General features: G+C 66.5%; 16 protein-coding genes. 9 read left to right on the top strand and 7 right to left on the bottom strand.

Annotated elements, in window-relative coordinates; all coding sequences use genetic code 11:
* Positions 1-2: 2 nt before the first annotated feature.
* Together G6N18_RS23835 and G6N18_RS23830 are read left to right on the top strand one after the other, a co-directional pair.
* Positions 3-791: an acyl-CoA dehydrogenase family protein gene (locus G6N18_RS23835; RefSeq protein ID WP_083004141.1), complete on the top strand. Its 789-nt coding sequence runs from the start codon at positions 3-5 to the stop codon at positions 789-791.
* Positions 792-970: 179 nt separating this feature from the next.
* Positions 971-1858: a type IV toxin-antitoxin system AbiEi family antitoxin gene (locus G6N18_RS23830; protein ID WP_083003873.1), complete on the top strand. Its 888-nt coding sequence runs from the start codon at positions 971-973 to the stop codon at positions 1856-1858.
* Between the two features lie 66 nt (positions 1859-1924).
* On the opposite strand, the gene G6N18_RS23825 is transcribed toward G6N18_RS23830, so the two are convergent.
* Positions 1925-2707, bottom strand: a complete 783-nt coding sequence (locus G6N18_RS23825) for an enoyl-CoA hydratase (RefSeq protein WP_083003876.1) — start codon at positions 2705-2707, stop codon at positions 1925-1927.
* Between the two features lie 12 nt (positions 2708-2719).
* The gene (locus G6N18_RS23820; RefSeq protein WP_083003878.1) at positions 2720-3895 is read right to left on the bottom strand and encodes an acyl-CoA dehydrogenase family protein; all 1176 of its coding nucleotides are present in this window, start codon (positions 3893-3895) and stop codon (positions 2720-2722) included.
* A 122-nt stretch (positions 3896-4017) separates the two neighbouring features.
* Here G6N18_RS23820 and G6N18_RS23815 point away from each other — a divergent pair, with 122 nt between their 5' ends.
* The 5 genes from G6N18_RS23815 (at position 4018) to G6N18_RS23795 (ending at position 9647) form a co-directional block, all read left to right on the top strand.
* Entirely contained in the window at positions 4018-4734 is a 717-nt protein-coding gene (locus G6N18_RS23815) for a TetR/AcrR family transcriptional regulator (RefSeq protein WP_082949376.1), read from the top strand.
* Positions 4735-5046: 312 nt separating this feature from the next.
* Positions 5047-6174 (top strand): cytochrome P450, encoded by a 1128-nt coding sequence (locus G6N18_RS23810; protein WP_109749497.1) that lies wholly within the window; start codon positions 5047-5049, stop codon positions 6172-6174.
* Between the two features lie 43 nt (positions 6175-6217).
* A complete protein-coding gene (locus G6N18_RS23805; RefSeq protein WP_067223158.1) occupies positions 6218-7057 on the top strand; it encodes a mycofactocin-coupled SDR family oxidoreductase in 840 nt (279 codons plus the stop codon).
* A 7-nt stretch (positions 7058-7064) separates the two neighbouring features.
* Entirely contained in the window at positions 7065-8135 is a 1071-nt protein-coding gene (locus tag G6N18_RS23800) for a phosphotransferase (RefSeq protein WP_083003883.1), read from the top strand.
* 75 nt (positions 8136-8210) lie between these two features.
* Positions 8211-9647, top strand: coding sequence for a WS/DGAT/MGAT family O-acyltransferase (locus tag G6N18_RS23795; RefSeq protein WP_083004144.1), 1437 nt, complete (start codon positions 8211-8213; stop codon positions 9645-9647).
* On the opposite strand, the gene fadD12 is transcribed toward G6N18_RS23795, so the two are convergent.
* Positions 9644-11251: an acyl-CoA ligase FadD12 gene (gene fadD12 / locus G6N18_RS23790; RefSeq protein WP_083003886.1), complete on the bottom strand. Its 1608-nt coding sequence runs from the start codon at positions 11249-11251 to the stop codon at positions 9644-9646. The two genes, G6N18_RS23795 and fadD12, sit on opposite strands and share 4 nt — an antisense overlap.
* Positions 11252-11255: 4 nt before the next feature.
* Positions 11256-12062 carry a lysophospholipid acyltransferase family protein gene (locus tag G6N18_RS23785; protein ID WP_067223169.1) on the bottom strand — a complete coding sequence of 269 codons (807 nt, stop codon included), beginning with the start codon at positions 12060-12062 and terminating at the stop codon, positions 11256-11258.
* A gap of 92 nt (positions 12063-12154) precedes the next feature.
* On the opposite strand from G6N18_RS23785, the gene G6N18_RS23780 reads away from it, so the two are divergent.
* A complete protein-coding gene (locus G6N18_RS23780) occupies positions 12155-13240 on the top strand; it encodes an NAD-dependent epimerase/dehydratase family protein (protein WP_083003888.1) in 1086 nt (361 codons plus the stop codon).
* An 18-nt stretch (positions 13241-13258) separates the two neighbouring features.
* Positions 13259-14101, top strand: coding sequence for an SDR family NAD(P)-dependent oxidoreductase (locus G6N18_RS23775; protein ID WP_083003891.1), 843 nt, complete (start codon positions 13259-13261; stop codon positions 14099-14101).
* Here G6N18_RS23775 and G6N18_RS23770 read toward each other — a convergent pair.
* From G6N18_RS23770 to G6N18_RS23760, 3 genes are all read right to left on the bottom strand, one after another.
* On the bottom strand, positions 14095-14907 hold the full coding sequence (locus G6N18_RS23770; protein WP_083003893.1) for an SDR family NAD(P)-dependent oxidoreductase: 813 nt from the start codon (positions 14905-14907) through the stop codon (positions 14095-14097). The two genes, G6N18_RS23775 and G6N18_RS23770, sit on opposite strands and share 7 nt — an antisense overlap.
* Positions 14908-15029: 122 nt before the next feature.
* The gene (locus G6N18_RS23765; RefSeq protein ID WP_083003896.1) at positions 15030-17444 is read right to left on the bottom strand and encodes a CaiB/BaiF CoA-transferase family protein; all 2415 of its coding nucleotides are present in this window, start codon (positions 17442-17444) and stop codon (positions 15030-15032) included.
* On the bottom strand, positions 17444-18385 hold the full coding sequence (locus G6N18_RS23760; RefSeq protein WP_083004147.1) for an enoyl-CoA hydratase/isomerase family protein: 942 nt from the start codon (positions 18383-18385) through the stop codon (positions 17444-17446). The genes G6N18_RS23765 and G6N18_RS23760 overlap by 1 nt, the downstream gene beginning before the upstream one ends.
* Positions 18386-18437: the final 52 nt, after the last annotated feature.

Genomic DNA, 18437 nt, shown 5'->3' with positions numbered 1-18437 from the left:
GTATGGACGCCGAATCACTGGCGATGCTCGAGGACACGCTGCGCAAGACGATGCTGTCGGCCTCCGGCGCCGAGCTGGACGCCGCGCTGGCCGAGCTCGGGTGGGCCGAGATGCTGTCGGACATGCCCGACCAGGCGATTCCGCTGGTGTTCCGGCTGCTGGGGGAAACCGGTTCGCACGCTTCGGTTCTCAACGATGTGCTGCTGGAGACCATTGGCGGCATGCCGGGAGGTACGCCACCCATGCCGTTCGCCGGGGGCAGTTGGGTGGTGTGGGAACGCACGGCGAACAACGAACCCACGCTGGGTGATCTGCCGCTGCGCCAGGTGCCCGACGGTGAGCTGATGCGGATGGGCGAGGCGCGGCGCGCCGTCGGCTGGTGGCTGGTCGGATCGGCCAGGGGGATGCTGGCCATGGCCCGCCAGCACGCACTGGACCGGGTGCAGTTCGGCAAGCCGATCGCGTCGTTTCAAGCGGTCCGGCACCGGCTGGCCGAGACGCTGGTGGCGATCGAAGGCGCCGAGGCGACTCTCGGCCTGCCCGGGACGGAAAGCGCTGACCTGACCGCGATGCTGGCCAAGGCAGCCGCGGGTAAGGCGGCGCTGACCGCAGCCAAGCACTGCCAACAGGTGCTCGGCGGTATCGGTTTCACCGCCGAACACGACCTGCACCGCCACGTCAAGCGCGCGCTGGTGCTCGACGGATTGCTGGGCAGCTCAAGGGAACTCACCAAGAGGGCCGGAGCGGGTCTGCGCGCCCGCGGCTCAGCACCCCGCCTCGCCTACCTCTAGCCCATTTCGGCGTGGGCCCACACGCAGTCGGGGACGTGCGTGTTTGCACACGGCACGCCGCGGAATTTCATCACTTTCTGCACGCTCGTGCGGCACCGACTGTGCACAAGGGCAGGTTCATCCACAGGTTGAGCTTCTAGCGTCAGCGACACCGGCGCGTCGGCCCGACGATTGCCGCTATGGATGCAGGCCTGAAGCAGTTGTTCGACGAGCAAGGTGGAGTCGCGACCAGCGGCCAGATCTTGGCCATGGTCCCCCGGTACGAGTTCGAGTCAGTGCTGAAAACTCAGCACGTGGAGCGGATCTGGCACGGGATTTACTGCATCGGTGAACCGACCGACGAACTGCGCCTGCGCGGCCTGGATCTGTCGTGCGGCACCACCGTCCCGGTGTGCCTGTCCACCGCCGCGGCGCTGTTCGGCTTCGACACCGAGGAAACTCCCGCACTTCATGTGCTCAATCCACCCGGTCATCAGCTGCGTCCGGTCGACGGTCTGGTCGTGCATCGTCGCGACGGCGCGCCGCTGGTGAGGGCGGCCGAGCGGCTCGCGACATCGCCGGCGTGGACCGCGGTCGAAGTAGCCCGCGCATTGCGTCGGCCCCGCGCGCTGGCGACTCTCGACGCCGCCCTCCGTTCCGGCACATGCGCCCGCGGCGAATTGTGGCGCGCGGCAATCGAACAGGCAGGACGGCGGGGCATCGTCGCGGTGCGCAATCTTCTTGCGCTCGCCGACGGTCGCGCCGAGTCGCCGATGGAAAGCGAGGCGCGGCTGGTAATGATCGACGGTGGGCTGCCGATGCCCGAGCTGCAGTACGAGGTCGTCGACGGCAACGGTGAACTACGCCGCCTCGATTTCGCGTGGCCCGAGTTTCGCGTCGCAGTGGAGTACGACGGAGTCGATTGGCACGCCGACCCGGACGCAGTCCGCAACGACCGTCGTCGTCGACTCGCGTTGCATGACATCGGTTGGATCATCATCGCGATCGTGTTCGACGACGTGCGTCACCGAGCATGGGATTTCGTGGCGAGGGTGGACCGGCAATTACGTCACGCTCGCGCGGCGTGAATGTGCGCAAAGTGCAGAAAATCGGCGGCGTGTCGTGTGCAAACACGCACGCTCGCCGACAACGGATTACTGGATGTTGGCTTTCATCTCGTCGAGGTTCACCAGCACCGGCCAACCGCCCACGCTCAGAGCGTTGCCGTGGCCGGTCTGATGGATGTCGAACACCGACTGGATGGCCGCATAGAAACCCTGCACATCCAGCGTCTGATTCACCGCGCGTTTGGCCTGCCGCAGCGCGAACGGGTTCATCTTCGCGATCTGCTCGGCCAGCGCCCTGGTTTCCGAGTCCAGCTGATCGCGCGGCACCACCTTGTTCACCATGCCGGTGGCGGCCACCTCGTCGGCCGTCATCGCCCGGCCGGTGAACAGGATCTCCTTGGCCTTGCGCGGGCCGAGTTCCCAAGTGTGCCCGTGGTATTCGACGCCGCCGATGCCCATCAGCACCACGGGGTCGGAGAATTGCGCGTCGTCGGCGGCGACGATCAAGTCGCACGGCCAACACAACAGCAGCCCGCCGGAGATGCAGCGGCCCTGCACCGCGGCGATCGACGGCTTGGGCACGTTGCGCCAGCGCAGCGTGTACTCCAGATAGCGCTTGGCTTCGTGCGCGATGATGAAGTCGAGCGTGATCTTGTCCGGTACGGGTCCGCCCCCGCGCAGGTCGTGTCCGGCCGAGAAATGTTTCCCGTTGGCGCGCAACACGATCACCGAGACCTCGTTGTCCTCGGCTGCGCGGGTCCACGCGGCGTCGAGTTCGTCGAGCAGCTCCGGGTTCTGCGCATTGGCGGCTTCGGGCCGGTTCAACGTGATGGTCGCGATGCGGTCGGCGACCTCATAGTCGATGTACATGTTGCAGTCCTTCTAGTTTCGCGGCAGGCCCAGCAGCCGCTGGGCGATGATGTTGCGTTGGATCTCCGAAGTGCCGCCGGCGATCGTGCCGCCGAACGTCCGTACGTATCGTTCGAACCAGCCGCACCGGTACAGGTCGAGGTGGTGAGCGCTGTACGGGCCGGAGAAGTTCGGCGCGGCCAGCGCATCGGTGCCCGCGGCGGCGAGCGCGTACTCCGTCGCCGCCTGCGACGCCTCCGAGCCGAGGAGTTTGAGCACCGACAGGGCGGGTACGTCTTCATCGCCGCGCGCTGCGCGGGCCAGCGCGACCGAGCCGAGCAGCCGCAACGCCTGGTTGTCCATCACCAGCCCGGCGTATCGGTCGCGATCGAGCGCGGAGGAGGGTCGAAAATCTTCGACGAGTTCCTGCAGGCGATCGGCGTAGCTGAGCCACAGCATGTTTCGCTCATGACCCAGAGAACCGTTGGCTACCCGCCAGCCCTCGTTCAGCGGCCCGACCAGGTTCTCGACGGGCACCCGCACGTCGTTGAAGAAGACCTCGTTGAAGTCCAGGTCGTCGACATCGCACAACGACGCGAACGGCCGCCGCACCACGCCGGGCAGGTCGGTCGGGATCATCAGCACGCTGATGCCCTTGCGTTTGGCGGCTTTCGGATCAGTGCGGACGAAAGTCAGCAACACATCGGCGTCGTGTGCGCCCGACGTCCACACCTTCTGTCCGTTGACGACGAAATGGTCACCGTCAAGGACGGCGCTGGTACGCAGCGACGCCAGGTCCGATCCCGCGCCGGGTTCGCTCATCCCCAGCGACGCGGTGATCTCGGCGCGCAGGATCGGGACCGCCCAGCGCTGTTGTTGCTCGGGCGTGCCGAACGAGATCAGCGACGCGGAGATGATGCCGACACCCTGCGGGTTGTACGTCAGATACACGCGCCGACAGGCCAGTTCCTGTTGGTGGACGTACTGCTGCAGGATCGTGGCGTTGCGACCGCCGAATTCCGGCGGATGCCCCGGCAACAGCCAGCCGTTGTCGAACATCAGCCGCTGCCAGTCCCGAGCCCAGGCCGGGACATCACTGCTGGACCGCGACCGCTCGAGTGCGACGGCGTCGGAGGGAAGATGCTCGTCGAGGAACGCGTTGAACTCGGCGCGGAACGCCTCGACATCAGCATCGAAGGTCAGCTGCACGAGACTCCCGCTGGATCAAATTTTTGGTAAGGCTACTGTTATCTCCAAAATGAGAATACTATTCTCATCGTGAGAAAGTTACAATCTCTGACACGTTGGCCGCGAGGGGGTCGAGGACCGCAATGGCAAGGCGTTCTCCGGTACAGTCAGTCCATGTTCTCCCCACTCGACCTGCGTCTGAGTCGCCAGTGACAAGCCCAAGCGAAGAGCCGGCCTGGAAGCAGCGCGCGGTCGAGCGGTCGATCAAGACGGCCAAGCTCCGCGCCGCACAGCGGGTGCAGCGCTTTCTGGACGCCGCCCAGGCGATCATCATCGAGAAGGGCAGCACGGACTTCACCGTGCAGGAGGTCGTCGACCGCTCGCGGCAGTCGCTGCGCAGTTTCTATCTGCAGTTCGACGGCAAGCACGAGCTTCTGCTGGCGCTTTTCGAGGACGCCCTGAGCCGGTCCGCCGATCAGATCCGCGCCGCCACCACCACCGAGGATGAGCCGATCGAGCGGCTCAAGGTCGCGGTGCAGTTGCTGTTCGAGTCGTCGCGGCCCGACCCCACCGCGAAGCGGCCGTTGTTCACCGACTTCGCCCCCCGGCTTCTGCTGTCCCACCCGGCCGAGGTGAAGGTCGCCCACGCGCCGCTGCTGGCACTTCTCACCGAGTTGATGGAAGAAGCCGGCGAAGCCGGTCAACTCCGCGAGGGCATCAACCCCAAGCGGATGGCGGCAATGACCATGCAGACCGTGATGTTCGTCGCGCAGTCGAACGGCGCCGAAGACGGCACCACCAAGCCCATCACCGCCGACGAAGTGTGGGACTTCTGCTCCCACGGTTTCGCCGCCGGCTAGCCGAGAACTACGTTCTCGCATCTTGAGCGAGAATCGCGTTCTCTCCTCCGAAGCACGTCGGCGAGTCGACGACCGGAGCCCGTTTGAGAACGGTGTTCTTCGCTATGAAGAGCGCAATTAGGCGAAGATGAATCCGTTGTTGACACCCTCGCGTGGCGAATGCCAGAGTTGTGAGACAAATACCCGCCCGATGTCTTACGCCACCCTGGTCCACCGAGAGGCGACCCCGTGACGATCAGTGCCGAGAGCCCGACCCTCGACGCCGTGTACTTCGATCCATACGACGTAGAACTGAACGCCGATCCGTACCCGATGTTCCGGCGGCTACGCGACGAGCAGCCGCTGTATTACAACGAGCAGCACGACTTCTACGCGGTCAGCCGCTTCGCTGACATCAACAGGGCACTGGTGGACTGGGAGACCTTCAGCTCTGCTCGTGGCGCCATCGTCGAGCTGATCAAGGCCGACCTCGAGATGCCTCCCGGCACAGTGATTTTCGAGGACCCGCCGATTCACGACATCCACCGCAAGCTGCTGGCTCGCATGTTCACCCCCCGCAAGGTCAACGCACTCGAGCCGGTGATCCGCGAGTACTGCGCACAGAGCCTGGACCCGTTGATCGGCGCGAGGCGATTCGACTTCGTCGCCGACCTCGGCGCGCAGATGCCGATGAAGGTGATCAGCGCACTGTTGGGCATCCCCGAAGACGACCAGGAGATGATCCGCGACCACGCAAACGCGCAATTGCGCACGGAGGCAGGCAAACCCATGAAGGCCGGCACCGATTTCGCGGTCGGTGAGCTGTTCGAGGCCTACATCGACTGGCGCGTCGAGCATCCATCGGACGACATCATGACCGAGTTGCTCAACGCCGAGTTCGTCGACGAGACAGGCACCACCAGACGGCTGACCCGCCAGGAGGTGCTGACCTACCTGAATGTGGTTGCGGGTGCGGGCAACGAGACCACGACGCGACTGATCGGTTGGGCGGGCAAGGTGCTGGCCGAACACCCTGATCAGCGCCGCGACCTCGTCGAGAATCCTGCCCTGATCCCCCAGGCGATCGAGGAGATATTGCGGTTCGAGCCCCCCGCGCCGCATGTGGCCCGCTACGTCACCCGCGACGTCGAATTCCACGGCCGGACGGTGCCGGAAGGCAGCGTGATGATGATGCTGATCGGCGCAGCGGTGCGCGATCACCGCCAGTTCCCGCCGGACGGCGATGTGTTCGACATCCACCGGGAAGCCCGCCAGCACTTGGCCTTCAGCGTGGGCACGCACTACTGCCTCGGCTCGGCCCTCGCCCGACTCGAGGGACGCGTCGCGCTCGAGGAGATCCTCAAGCGCTTCCCCGAATGGGATGTCGACATGGCCAACGCGTCGCTGTCCCCGACGTCGACTGTCCGCGGCTGGGAGTCAATGCCGGCTCTCCTTCCGTGACTTCTATGAATTTCCTTCCAGCAACGACGAATTGAGGTAACCAATGACTGGACGTCTTGAAGGCAAAGTCGCTTTCATCACCGGAGCCGCCCGCGGCCAGGGCCGTGCGCACGCGGTACGGATGGCGCAGGAGGGCGCCGACATCATCGCGGTCGACATCTGTAAGAAGGTCGACACCGTCGACCTGATCGCCGCGTCGACCCCCGAGGATCTTGCCGAGACCGCGGATCTGGTCAAAGGCCACAACCGGCGCATCTTCACCGCCGAGGTCGACGTCCGCGACTACGACGCGCTCAAGGCCGCGGTCGACACGGGTGTCGAGCAGATGGGCCGGCTCGACATCATCGTCGCCAACGCCGGCATCGGCAACGGCGGCCAGACACTGGACAAGACCAGCGAAACCGACTGGACCGCCATGATCGACGTCAACCTCGGCGGCGTGTGGAAGACGGTCAAGGCCGGCGTGCCGCACATCCTCGAAGGTGGCCGCGGCGGCTCGATCATCCTGACCAGTTCGGTCGGCGGCCTGAAGGCATACCCGCACACCGGACACTACGTCGCCGCCAAACACGGTGTGGTGGGCCTGATGCGGACGTTCGCCGTCGAGCTGGGCGCCCAGAACATCCGCGTCAACTCGGTGCACCCGACGAACGTCAACACCCCGCTGTTCATGAACGAACCGACGATGAAGCTGTTCCGGCCCGATCTGGAGAACCCGGGCCCCGACGACATGAAGGTCGTCGGCCAGCTGATGCACACGCTGCCGATCGGTTGGGTGGAGCCGGAGGACATCGCCAACGCCGTGCTGTTCCTGGCCTCCGATGAGAGCCGCTACATCACCGGTGTGACACTGCCGGTCGACGGCGGCAGTTGCCTGAAGTAGCTGACGGATGACCGCAGCGGAGCTGTCCCTGCCCCGTAATTGGGACGAAATCACCCCCGGTTGGATGACCGCGGCGCTCGCCGAGCACTTCCCGGGCGCCACCGTCGAACGTGTCGCCGTCGCGCTGCGTGACGACGGCACCAACCGGCGGGCCCGCCTGGCGCTGACGTACTCGGCGGGTTCGGGCCCTGCGACGGTGTTCGCCAAGGCCGTCGACCCCGACCACGCCGAGCTCGTCGCGTTCACCAGCGGTCTGTTCCATGAACCGCGGCTGTTCAGCTCGGGTGTCCCGCTGCCGCTCGACCATCCGACCGTCTACGCCGCGCTCATCGACGAGCCGGGCTCGAATTTCCTGATGATCATGGAGGATGTCGTCGCCCGCGGCGCCGACCCGCGCGACTCGACCCGCCCGTTGTCGGTCGAGCAGGTCACCAACGGAGTCCGCGGGCTGGCGCGGATGCACAGCCAGTTCTGGGGTGAGCGGCTGACCGCGAACCCCGCGCTGGGCTGGCTCGAGCCGTTCGTCGCGTTCGAAGGCCTCGAGTACGCCCCGCTGCACATCGCCCACGAACGGTTGGGCGATTCGGTCTCCTCGGAAATTCTCGGGTTGAGCGGCACGGAACTATTCGTCGACATCTGGGCCCGCTACATCGGCACCCTGACGACTGCGCCTCAGACGCTGCTGCACGGTGATCCGCACATCGGCAATACCTACGTCCTTCCCGGCGATGAGGTCGGGTTCCTCGACTGGCAGATGGCGCGACGCGGCAACTGGTCGTTGGATCTCGGCTATTTCATGCAGGGCGCGTTGACAATCGAGGACCGCGGGCGCTGCGAGCGCGATCTGCTCGACGAATACCGCGCGACGCTGACCCTACCCGCGGCCGAACTTCCATCGGCAGAGGAGATTTGGCTACGGTACCGCGCTTCGGTCGCGCACGGGCTTGCCATCTGGATGGCGACCCTGTCCGGCGGCGACGCCTGGCAGAACGCGGACATCTGCCTCGCGTTGGCACAGCGGTACGCCGCGGCGTTCATCGACCTCGACACGCGGGCGGCACTGGCGGCGATCAGTTAGCCGAAAGCCCCCGATCTCGGGCGGTCCGATGGTTCGATAGAGCCTTCGGGGCCGACGGTCCGCAGGGGGTTGGATGTGAAGCGACTCAACGGCATGGACGCCATGCTGCTCTACAGCGAGACGCCCAACCTGCACACGCACACGTTGAAGGTGGCGATCGTCAACGCCGCCGACTTCGACGGCGAGTTCACGTTCGACGTGTTCCGACGCACCATCGCCCGACGGCTGCACCTGCTCGACCCGTTGCGGTACCGACTCGTCGACATCCCGTGGAAGCTGCATCATCCGATGTGGCTCGAGGACTGCCCGGTCGACCTCGACTATCACCTGCGCCGTGTCCAGGTGCCGAGCCCGGGCGGCCGCCGCGAGCTCGACGAGGTGATCGGACGGATCGCCAGCACACCGCTCGACCGCACCCACCCGCTGTGGGAGTTCCACTTCGCCGAGGGAATGGCGGACGACCGCTTCGCGCTCATCGGCAAAGTGCACCACACGCTGGCCGACGGGGTCGCCTCGGCGAATCTGCTTGCGCGGCTGATGGATCTGGCTGATGGTACGCAGGACGAGCGCGAGGACTACGCGACATGCGATCCGCCGACAAGAAGGCAGTTGCTGTGGGAGGCGGGCCGCGACAACGCCCGCCATGTCGCGGCGTTGCCGCGCCTTCTCGTCGACGCGGGCCAGGGCGTCAATCGCTTGCGACGGCGGTTCCGGGGACAGAGCGCGTCTCCCGATCTGGCCAAGATGTTCAAGACACCGCCCACATTCCTCAACCATGTGGTGTCGCCTGCCCGCACATTCGCCACTGCCTCCCTGTCCCTTGCCGACGTCAAGGAGACGGCCAAACACCTCGGCGTGACGTTCAACGACCTTCTGCTGGCGATGGCGGCCGGTGGGTTGCGGGAACTGCTCCTGCGCTACGACGGGCGGGCCGACCGGCCGATCATGGCCTCGGTGCCGGTGTCCACCGACCGGTCGCCCGACCGGATCACCGGCAACGAGATCGGCGGGCTGTCGGTGTCGTTGCCCGTTCACATCGACGACCCGTTGGAACGGGTCCGGTTGACGTCCTTCGCGACCTCGCGCGCCAAAGAGGTCTACGAACTACTCGGCCCGACACTGCAGGCCCGGATGATGGACTACCTGCCGCCGCCGCTCGCGCCTGCGCTGTTCCGCTGGCAGGCCCGACGCGCGTCCCACAATCCGCTGATGAACGTCGCGATCTCCAGCGTCCCCGGGCCGCGCAGGCACGGCCAAGTCGGGGGCGCTCAGGTGAGCGAGATCTACTCGGTCGGTGTGCTGTCGCCGGGCAGCGCGTTCAACATGACGGTGTGGAGCTACGTCGATCAGGTCGACATCTCGGTGCTCTCCGACGACCAGACCTTCGACGACGTCCATGAGGCCACCGACGCGATGATCCACGGGCTGGCGGAAATCCGTGACGCCGCAGGGCTTCCGGCGCTGTCGACGGTCGACACGGCGATGGCGCCGGCCACCGCCGCCACTACCTAGGTCACCAGATCGCGTAGATCCTTGCGCAGCACCTTGCCGGTGCTGCCCCGCGGTAACTCGTCGAGCACGGTGATCTGCCGCGGCACCTTGTAATTCGCCAGGTTCTCCCGCACATGCTGTTTGAGGTCGTCCGGGTTGGCGTTCGCACCGTCGCCGAGCACGACGAATGCCGCGAGGCGCTGGCCGTACTGCTCGTCTTCGACGCCCAGCACCACCGCTTCCTCGACATCGGGATGTGCGGCCAGCGTCTTCTCGACCTCGATCGGATAGACGTTCTCTCCACCGGAGACAATCATCTCGTCGTCGCGGCCGACCACGAACAACCGGCCCGCGTCGTCGAGGTACCCCACGTCGCCCGACGCCATGAAGCCCTCGTGGAAGTCTTTGGTGGCGCCCGAGGTGTATCCGTCGAACAGCGTGCCGCTGCGCACGAAGATCTGTCCGGTCTCCCCGTTGGGAAGTTCGTTGAACTCCGCGTCGAGAATGCGAATCTCGGTGCCGTCGGCGGGTGTTCCGGCCGTGTCGGGCGCGGCCCGCAGGTCGCTCGGTGTCGCGGTGGCGATCATTCCGGCTTCGGTCGCGTTGTAGTTGTTGTAGATCACGTCGCCGAACCGGTCCATGAACTTGATCACCACATCGGGGCGCATCCGCGAACCCGATGCCGTGGCGAACCGAAGTGACTTGCCGCTGTAGCGGTTCAGCACCTCTTCGGGCAGGTCCATGATCCGGTCGAACATCACCGGCACGACGACGAGACCGGTCGCCCGGTACCGGTCGACCAGATCCAGCGTCGCCTCCGGATCGAACTTGCGCCGGGTGACGATGGTGCAGGCCAGCAGTGCGGCGAACAGCAGTTGAGAAAAGCCCCACGCGTGGAACATCGGCGCGACAATGACGGTCGCCTCCTCGGCACGCCACGGCGTGCGGTCGAGCACCGCCTTGAGATCGCCTGCGCCGCCGCTGCCTTCGCCGCGCTTGGCACCCTTCGGGGTTCCGGTGGTGCCGGACGTCAGCAGGATGATGTCGCTCTTGCGTTCGGCGGGAGCTGGTCGCTTGCCGAGGTTGGCGTCGATGAGCCCGTCGAGTGTCCGCCCGGCTGCGGGTCCGTCGGTCCAGGCAAGGATGCGGACAGCGTCCGGTTTGTCGGCCATCGCCCGCTCGACGATCTCGGCGAACTCCTCGTCGTAGATGACGACGTCGGCGCCTTCGCGATCGACCACCTCGGCCAGCGCGGGACCTGCGAACGAGGTGTTGAGCAGCAGCACGTCGGCGCCCACCCGGTTCGACGCCACCAGTGACTCGATGAAGCCGCGGTGGTTGCGGCACATCACCGCAACGGTTTTCGGTGTGCCGCCGGGCAGGCTCTGAAGCCCGCTGGCCACGGCGTCGCAGCGGTCGTCGATCTGCTTCCAGGTCAGGGTGCCGCGTTCGTCGACGAGGCCGGGGCGGTCCGGGCACCGTTGCGCGGCCGCGGCGAAGCCGACGGTCGCAGTCATTCCGACCCGGCGCATCGCCGCACCCATCCGCAGGTACTTGTCGGGTCGCAGCGGCGCGATCAGGCCGGCCCGCCACAGCGTCTGAATGAGTCCCAGGTGGTCTGCCATGCGTTCAGCCAAGCACAGGAAAGCGGCGTTGGCGGGCAAGCTCGTCGAGCGCCTCCTGCATCACCGCGCGGACGTGAAGGTCGACCATCTCCGCGTCCGGGTCTTCGCCGAATTCGGCTACGACGTCGATGGGTTCCAGGACACGCGTGACGATCTTGGCGGGTAGCGGCAGATTGGGCGGAAAGATCGCCGACAGACCGAACGGGAACCCGATCGACAGTGGCAGGATCTCCATCCGCGCCTTGGTCAAGCCGAGGCGGCGGGCGATCGAATCGCCACGCGCCAGGAACAATTGGGTTTCCTGACCGCCGATCGACACCATCGGCACGATCGGCACGCCACTCTCCACCGCGGTCCTGACGTAACCCGTTCGGCCGTTGAAGTCGATCACGTTCTCGGTGAACGTGGGCCGGTACGAATCGTAGTCGCCACCTGGGAAGACCAGCACGATCGCGCCGTCGCGCAACGCTTTGGCGGCGTTCTCGCGAGTCGCCTCGATGACCCCGGCGCGGCGCAGCCAGTCGCCGATGTTGGCGATGAACACGCCGTAGTGGGCGAGCGTGTAGACCGGCCGGTCGAAGCCGAACTTCTTGTAGAACTCCGGCGCGAAGATCAACACGTCGGGGGTGAACATCCCACCGGAATGGTTGGACACCAGTAGGGCCCCGCCCGTCGACGGGAGGCGGTCAAGGTCGCGCACCTCTGCGCGGAAGTACCGCTTGATCAGGGGGCCGACCGCGTTGACGACACCCCGGGTGAACCCGGGATCCCACTTCGCGACCTCTGACTTGCCCGCCCCGTTGCTACTCATCGCGCACCTGTCATACCCGCGACGCCCCCGATGTCCACCGGTTTTGCTACTCTCACAAAAAGAGAATGCCATATCCGCAGCTAGGAGTGTTAATGGCGGGAACGGTACTGGTGACCGGCGGCTTCGGTCTGGTGGGTTCGGCGACCGTACGCAGGTTGGCCGAACTCGGCCGCTCCGTGGTCGTGGCCGACTTGGACACCGCCGCCAACCGTAAAGCGCAGTCGACGCTTCCCGGCGGTGTCTCCGTTCGGTGGGCCGACCTGACCGACGAGGATCAGGTGCAGCGCCTGATCGCCGACGTCGCCCCCGAGGTGATCATCCACCTCGCCGCGGTGATCCCGCCGCCCATCTACAAGAACCCGAAACTCGCGCGACGCGTCAACGTCGACGCCACCGCGACACTGGTGCGCATCGCCGAACAACAGCCGACGCCCCCACGCTTCATCCAGGCGTCGAGCAACGCGGTCTTCGGTGCACGCAATCCGCACACCGCCGAGGCACCGCTGCGGGCCGACGACCCGATGCGCCCGTGCGACCTGTACAGCGGAACCAAGGCGGAGGCCGAAGCGATCGTCCGCTCCTCGACGCTGCCGTGGGTGGTGTTGCGACTCGGTGGCGTGCTGAGCACCGATCCGAAAGCGATGGCGCTGAGCTCCGACGCCCTGTATTTCGAGAGCCTGCTGCCCACCGACGGTCGATTGCACAGCGTCGACGTCCGCGATGTCGCGTGGGCCTTCGCCGCCGCCACCACCGCCGACGTCCTCGGGGAAATCCTGCTGATCGCCGGCGACGACTCGCACCGGATCCGGCAGAGCGAAGTCGGCGTGGCGCTCGCTGCGGCGCGCGGCCTGGCGGGCGTGCTGCCGCCCGGCAGGCCCGGCGACCCGAACCGTGACGACGCCTGGTTCGTCACCGATTGGATGGACACCACCCGCGCGCAGGAGGCCTTGCAGTTCCAGCACTATTCGTGGCCGGACATGCAGGCCGAGGCGGCGGCCAACGCGGGCTGGACCCGCCACGTGATGCGGTTGCTCACCCCGCTCGCACCGCTGCTGCGCGCGATCCTCGAACGTCGCGGCGCGTACTGGAAGGCGCCCGGGCAGTACGCGGATCCGTGGGGCGCGATCCGCGCCCGGTTGGGCGACCCCGCGTGGGATCAGCCCCGCGAGTTGTCCTGACGGCCTAGTGTTCGCCGGGTGGAGAAGTTCAACGGACGTTCGGCGGTCATCACCGGCGGCGCGAGCGGTATCGGGTTCGCCGCCGCAAGAGAATTCGCCAGGCGCGGCGCCCGCATCATGCTCGGCGACATCGATTCGGCGGCGCTCGACCACGCCGTCGCGGGCCTACGCGCCGACGGCGTCGATGCGCACGGCGTGGTCTGCGATGTGCGAAAGCTCGATGACGTCAACCGATTGGCCGATGAGGCCTTCGCCGTGTTCGGCGACGTCCACCTGGTGTTCAACAACGCCGGTATCGCATACGCCGGGCCGATCGCCGACACCAGCCACGACGACTGGCGCTTCGTCATCGACGTCGATCTGTGGGGTCCGATCCACGGCGTCGAGGCGTTTCTGCCGCGGCTGATCGCGCAGGAAGCCGACAGCCACATCGCGTTCACGTCGTCGTTCGCCGGGTTGATTCCGAACGTCGGCCTGGGGCCGTATTGCGTGGCCAAATACGGTGTCGTGGCGCTCGCCGAAACGTTGTCCCGCGAGGCGCGCGGGAACGGTATCGGCGTGACGGTGCTGTGCCCGATGATCGTCGACACCGACCTGCTCGCCAACACCGAACGCGTCCGCAGCCAGGACTACGGCCCGGCCACCCCGTCGGCCGCCGAGACCGTGCAGCAGTTGGCGTCGGATCCCGGCGACGACTCGGTGCTCGACGTCGACGAGGTGGCCCGGCTGACCGCCGACGCGATCCAGGCCAACCGGCTGTATGTATTGCCGCACAGCGCGGCCCGCGGCTCGATCCGTCGCCGGTTCGAGCGCATCGACCGCACCTTCGACGACCAGTCCGCCGACGGCTGGGCTCACTGAGCCGGAGGACCCAGCGTCGGGCTGCCGGTCTGCGGGTGGTGGTACCAGCCGCCCGCCGCGTGCGTGCCGCCGTCGACGTGGATGGTCTGCCCGGTGATGTAGCCGGCCATATCGGAAGCGAGAAAGACTGCCGTGGAAGCGATCTCGTCGACGTGTCCCGGTCGGCCCATCGGTATGCCCGGTGCGACATCGGGCCGAAGCGTGCCGCCCGAGATCTGCATCAGTCCCTCGGTCAGCGTGAGGTCCGGGGCGATCGCGTTGACGCGGACGCGGTGCGGCGAGAGTTCGAACGCCGCGGTCTGGGTGTAGTTGATGACGCCCGCCTTGGCGGCCGCGTAGGCGGCGTAACCCGGTGCGGCCCGGACACCTTCGATTGACGTCACGTTGATCACGCTGCCGGGCCGTCCCCCCTCGACCAGCCGCCGCGCGACCCGCTGGGTGCACAGCAGCACATGGCGCAGGTTGGCTTTGTACAGCGCATCCCAGCCGTTCTCGGTGGTGTCGAGTAGCGGGGAGAAGAACACGCCGCCGGCGTTGTTGACCAGGATGGACACCTCGCCGAGTTCGGAGACGGTGCGCTCGAGTGCCGCGTCGACCTGGCCGCTGTCCCGGACGTCGGTGACGATGCCCAGTGCGCCAAGACGTTCGGCGGCCCCCGCGCAAGCCTCGGCGTCGCGCTCCCAGATCGCGACCGACGCGCCGAACGCCGCCAACCCTTCGGCGACTCCCCTGCCGATGCCCGCGCCACCGCCCGTGACCACCGCGACTCGTCCGGTCAGCAGGATGTCTGAGGGGTTGATGGCCATCGGTCGAGGTTAGCGACTCGCGACGCGCCTAGCGCCGAGATTGCAGTGAGGGTCGTTCGCTGACGGACAGCCGTGGCTGCAATCTCGGCCGTAGCACGACGTCACGGTCATCCATGCGGCCGTCATCCGGTCTTGGTGGTGCGGATCGCGAGCCCTTCCGGCGCGTTTCCGATGACCCCCTGTTGCTCGAGATCGGTGATCTCATCATCGGAGAGCCCCAGCGCGGTGAGCACTTCGCGGTTGTGCTGTCCGAGCAGCGGTGCCGGGCTTCGGTGAAGGCCCTGCCGTGCGCCGGAGAAGCGCATGGGCAGCGTGCTGTGCCGGGCCGCGGGGTTGACGGGATGCTCGACGTGCTCGTAGAAGCCGCGGTGCACCACTTGCGGCAGTTCGCCGACGCGGTGCGGTTGCATAACCTTGGCCACCGGTACTCCCGCCTCCCACAGTGTTTCGACGATCTGGTCGCCGGTTCGGGTGGCGCACCACTGGCTGAGGTGGTCGTCGATCGCGTCGTGGTGGTGGCGGCGGCCGTCGACGGTGGTGAGCTCGTCGGTCGCCCATGCCGGGTGGCCCAGGGCGGTGACCAGCGCGGCCCACTGTTCGTCGGTGGCAACCGCGATCGCCACCCAGTCGTCGGGTCGGCCGAACTCGTCGAGTTCGCCGGTGCGATACAGGTTCTGCGGCGCCGCGGTCGGTCCACGGTTGCCCTGCCGCTGCATCAGGTTGCCGTATGCCGAGTACTCGACGACCTGCTCGGCCGCGACGTTGAGTGCGGCGTCGACCATGGCCGCTTCGATCCGCACACCCTGGCCCGTTCGCCGCCGGTGCGCCAGCGCGAGCAGCAACGCGTTGAGGCCGTGCACACCGGCGTTCGGGTCGCCGACGGAATACGGTTCGACCGGGTTCTGGTCGGGATGTCCGGTCAGCCAGGTTATTCCGGAGCAGTCTTCGATCACGTAGGCGAAGGCGGGCTTGTCGCGCCACGGACCGTCGAGCCCGAAACCCGGCATGCGCATCATGATCGCATCGGGACGCAACCGGTGCACCGCGTCGAAGTCGAGGCCGATCTGGTCGAGTACCCGAGGTGTGTAGTTCTCGACGATGACGTCAGATGTCTTGACCAACTCACGAAGCAGTTCCACGCCGCGGTCTGAGCGGATGTCGAGCGTGACACTCTTCTTGTTCGTGTTCAAACCCGAGAAGATCGGCGAACGCTCCCACCACTGCTCCTCGGTGGTCGGCACACCGGCGATCAGCCGGGTGCCGTCGGGCCGTGCGGTGGACTCGACGTGGATCACCTCGGCGCCCAGCAGCGCCAGCGCATGGGTGCACGACGGCCCCGCCCAGAAGCTCGTCAAGTCGAGCACCCGCAGCCCGTCGAACGGCGTTCGCGAAACTGCAGCAAGGGTCGTGATCTCTGAAGAATCGCGACCCTGGCGTACCGTTCGCGAGCGGTACTCCTCGGTTTGCTCGCCGAGCCCGGGCGCGGGCCGCGGCGGGCGCAGCAGCGACGGGCTGGTGCGGTACGGCGCGCCCGGCTGTGTGAAGCCGTCGCGGGGGTTGGTGACGAAAGCGCCCCGCTCGACGAAGTGGTCGAAGGATGTGACGTTGGCGCCGTTTCCGACCGGCGCGTTCGGGATCCGGAACGCACTGGACAGGTCGAGGATGTCCTCGACGCGGTTGTCGCGCACCCACTCGTAGATCTGCTCGGCGTGGATGTTGGCCTGTTCGGTGATGGACAGGTCGGCCTGTTCGTCGATCCATTCGTCATGGCCGACCATTGCGCACAGGTCGAACCACTGTTGCGCGGTGCCGCAGCCCAATGCCACCAGCCCGTCGGCCGCCGACGCCACACCGGGGATCGTCAGGCGGCGACGGTCGCGAAACGGTCGCCCAAGTGCGTCATGAAAGGACACCGAATAGTAGGTCAGGCTGAGGATTTCGGTTTCCAGCATCGAGACGTCCACCAACCCCGACGCTGTCGCCATGGTGCCTGCAGCCGCGAACGCGCCGGTCAGCCACTCCCCGATCTGTCCCGCCACGAACAGCGGCGCGCGGTCTTGCGCACCGCGGCCCAGCCCGATCACCCCACCCGACCACGCCTGCACCGTGAACTCGGTGGCGGGCTTGTCGGCCCACGGCCCATCGAGACCGAAGGGGGTGATCGCGGTGACGGTCAGGCTGCTGTACGCGTCTGCGATTGCGGCCGGCCCGAATTCGCGGAGCGCGGCGACCGTCGATCCGCGCGACCACACCACCGCGTCCGCAGACCGCAGCAGCCCACGGAGCAAGCCCACGTCGTCGGCGCTCGCAGGGTCGACCACGACGCTGTACTTGGAGCAGGACAGGAAGTTGAACAGCGCGCCGTCGCTGCCGGATTCGATCTCCGCACCCGAAGCCGACCAGGTCCGCAGCGGATCACCGGCCGGCGACTCGACTTTGATCACCGTGGCGCCACCGTCGGCGAGCAGCTTCGTGCAATACGCACCCGCGATCCCGCTTGAGAGGTCAACGACGGTGTACTCGTCCAGCGCAGGCACTAATCCTTCTTCCTACGGTTCGACTTGCTCAACCGGAACTCCGGCGGGAATTTGTCGTCGTTGTCGTTGACGGCGTCGGCGAGACCCGCATCGATCGCATCCCCCAGCATGAAGTCCTCACCGTCGGGTCGTGCGAAGCCGCCCATCGACTCGAACATCGCCGACAACAGGCTGCCCAGATATTCGCCTTGGAACTGCTTGACCACCTCGAAGAACATCTTCTGTTGAAAGACGCTGTCCACCGGGCGGTTTCGAGCGCATGCATGCGCGTACTTGGCCACTTCGGCTTCGAGCTGACCCCGTGGCACCACCTTGTTGAGGAAGTTGCAGGCGAACATCTCGTCGGCGGTGAACGGCCGACCGGTGAACACCATCTCCTGAAACGGCCGCAGCCCCATCGTCATCACCCATGTCCACATCCGCGGGCCCCACCCGAAGTACCGAAACGACGGATGGCCGAACAGCGCGTCGTCGCTGGAGATCACCAGGTCCGCATCGGCGCACTGGTAGAAGTGCCAGCCGTAGCAGTAGCCCTTCGCCTCGACGATGCTGATCTTCTTGAGTTCCTGCAGCGCCCGGTTGCCGGCGGCGACGTTGGCATACCACTGTCCCATCGTCGCGCCGTGCCGGAACGACCCTTGCGGCGGATACGTGACATTCGGATCGTCGATCCGCAGCTCGTCCAGCCGTGCCTCGTCATCGCCCGCCATGAAGTCCGGCAGATCGGCACCGCTGCCGAGGTTCTCCCCGACACCCCGAATCACGACGACCTTCACATCGTCGTCGACGGTGGCGCCGCGCAACAGGTCGGCGTATCGGAGCCGGGCCGCCGACGTGGGTGCGTTCAAGTACTCGGGCCGGTTGAACGTGATCGTCGCGATCTTGGTCGACGGGTCCTTCTCGTAGAGAACGATTTCCTCTGGCGCGGGCGGGTCTTTCACGGTGATCCTTTCACCGCGAGCGACCACAAAATGTTGCCCATTGACGGCGTGT

Source organism: Mycolicibacterium celeriflavum (genome assembly GCF_010731795.1).
In the GTDB taxonomy this organism is placed as follows: domain Bacteria; phylum Actinomycetota; class Actinomycetes; order Mycobacteriales; family Mycobacteriaceae; genus Mycobacterium; species Mycobacterium celeriflavum.
This window is presented reverse-complemented; position numbering and strand designations above follow the sequence as displayed.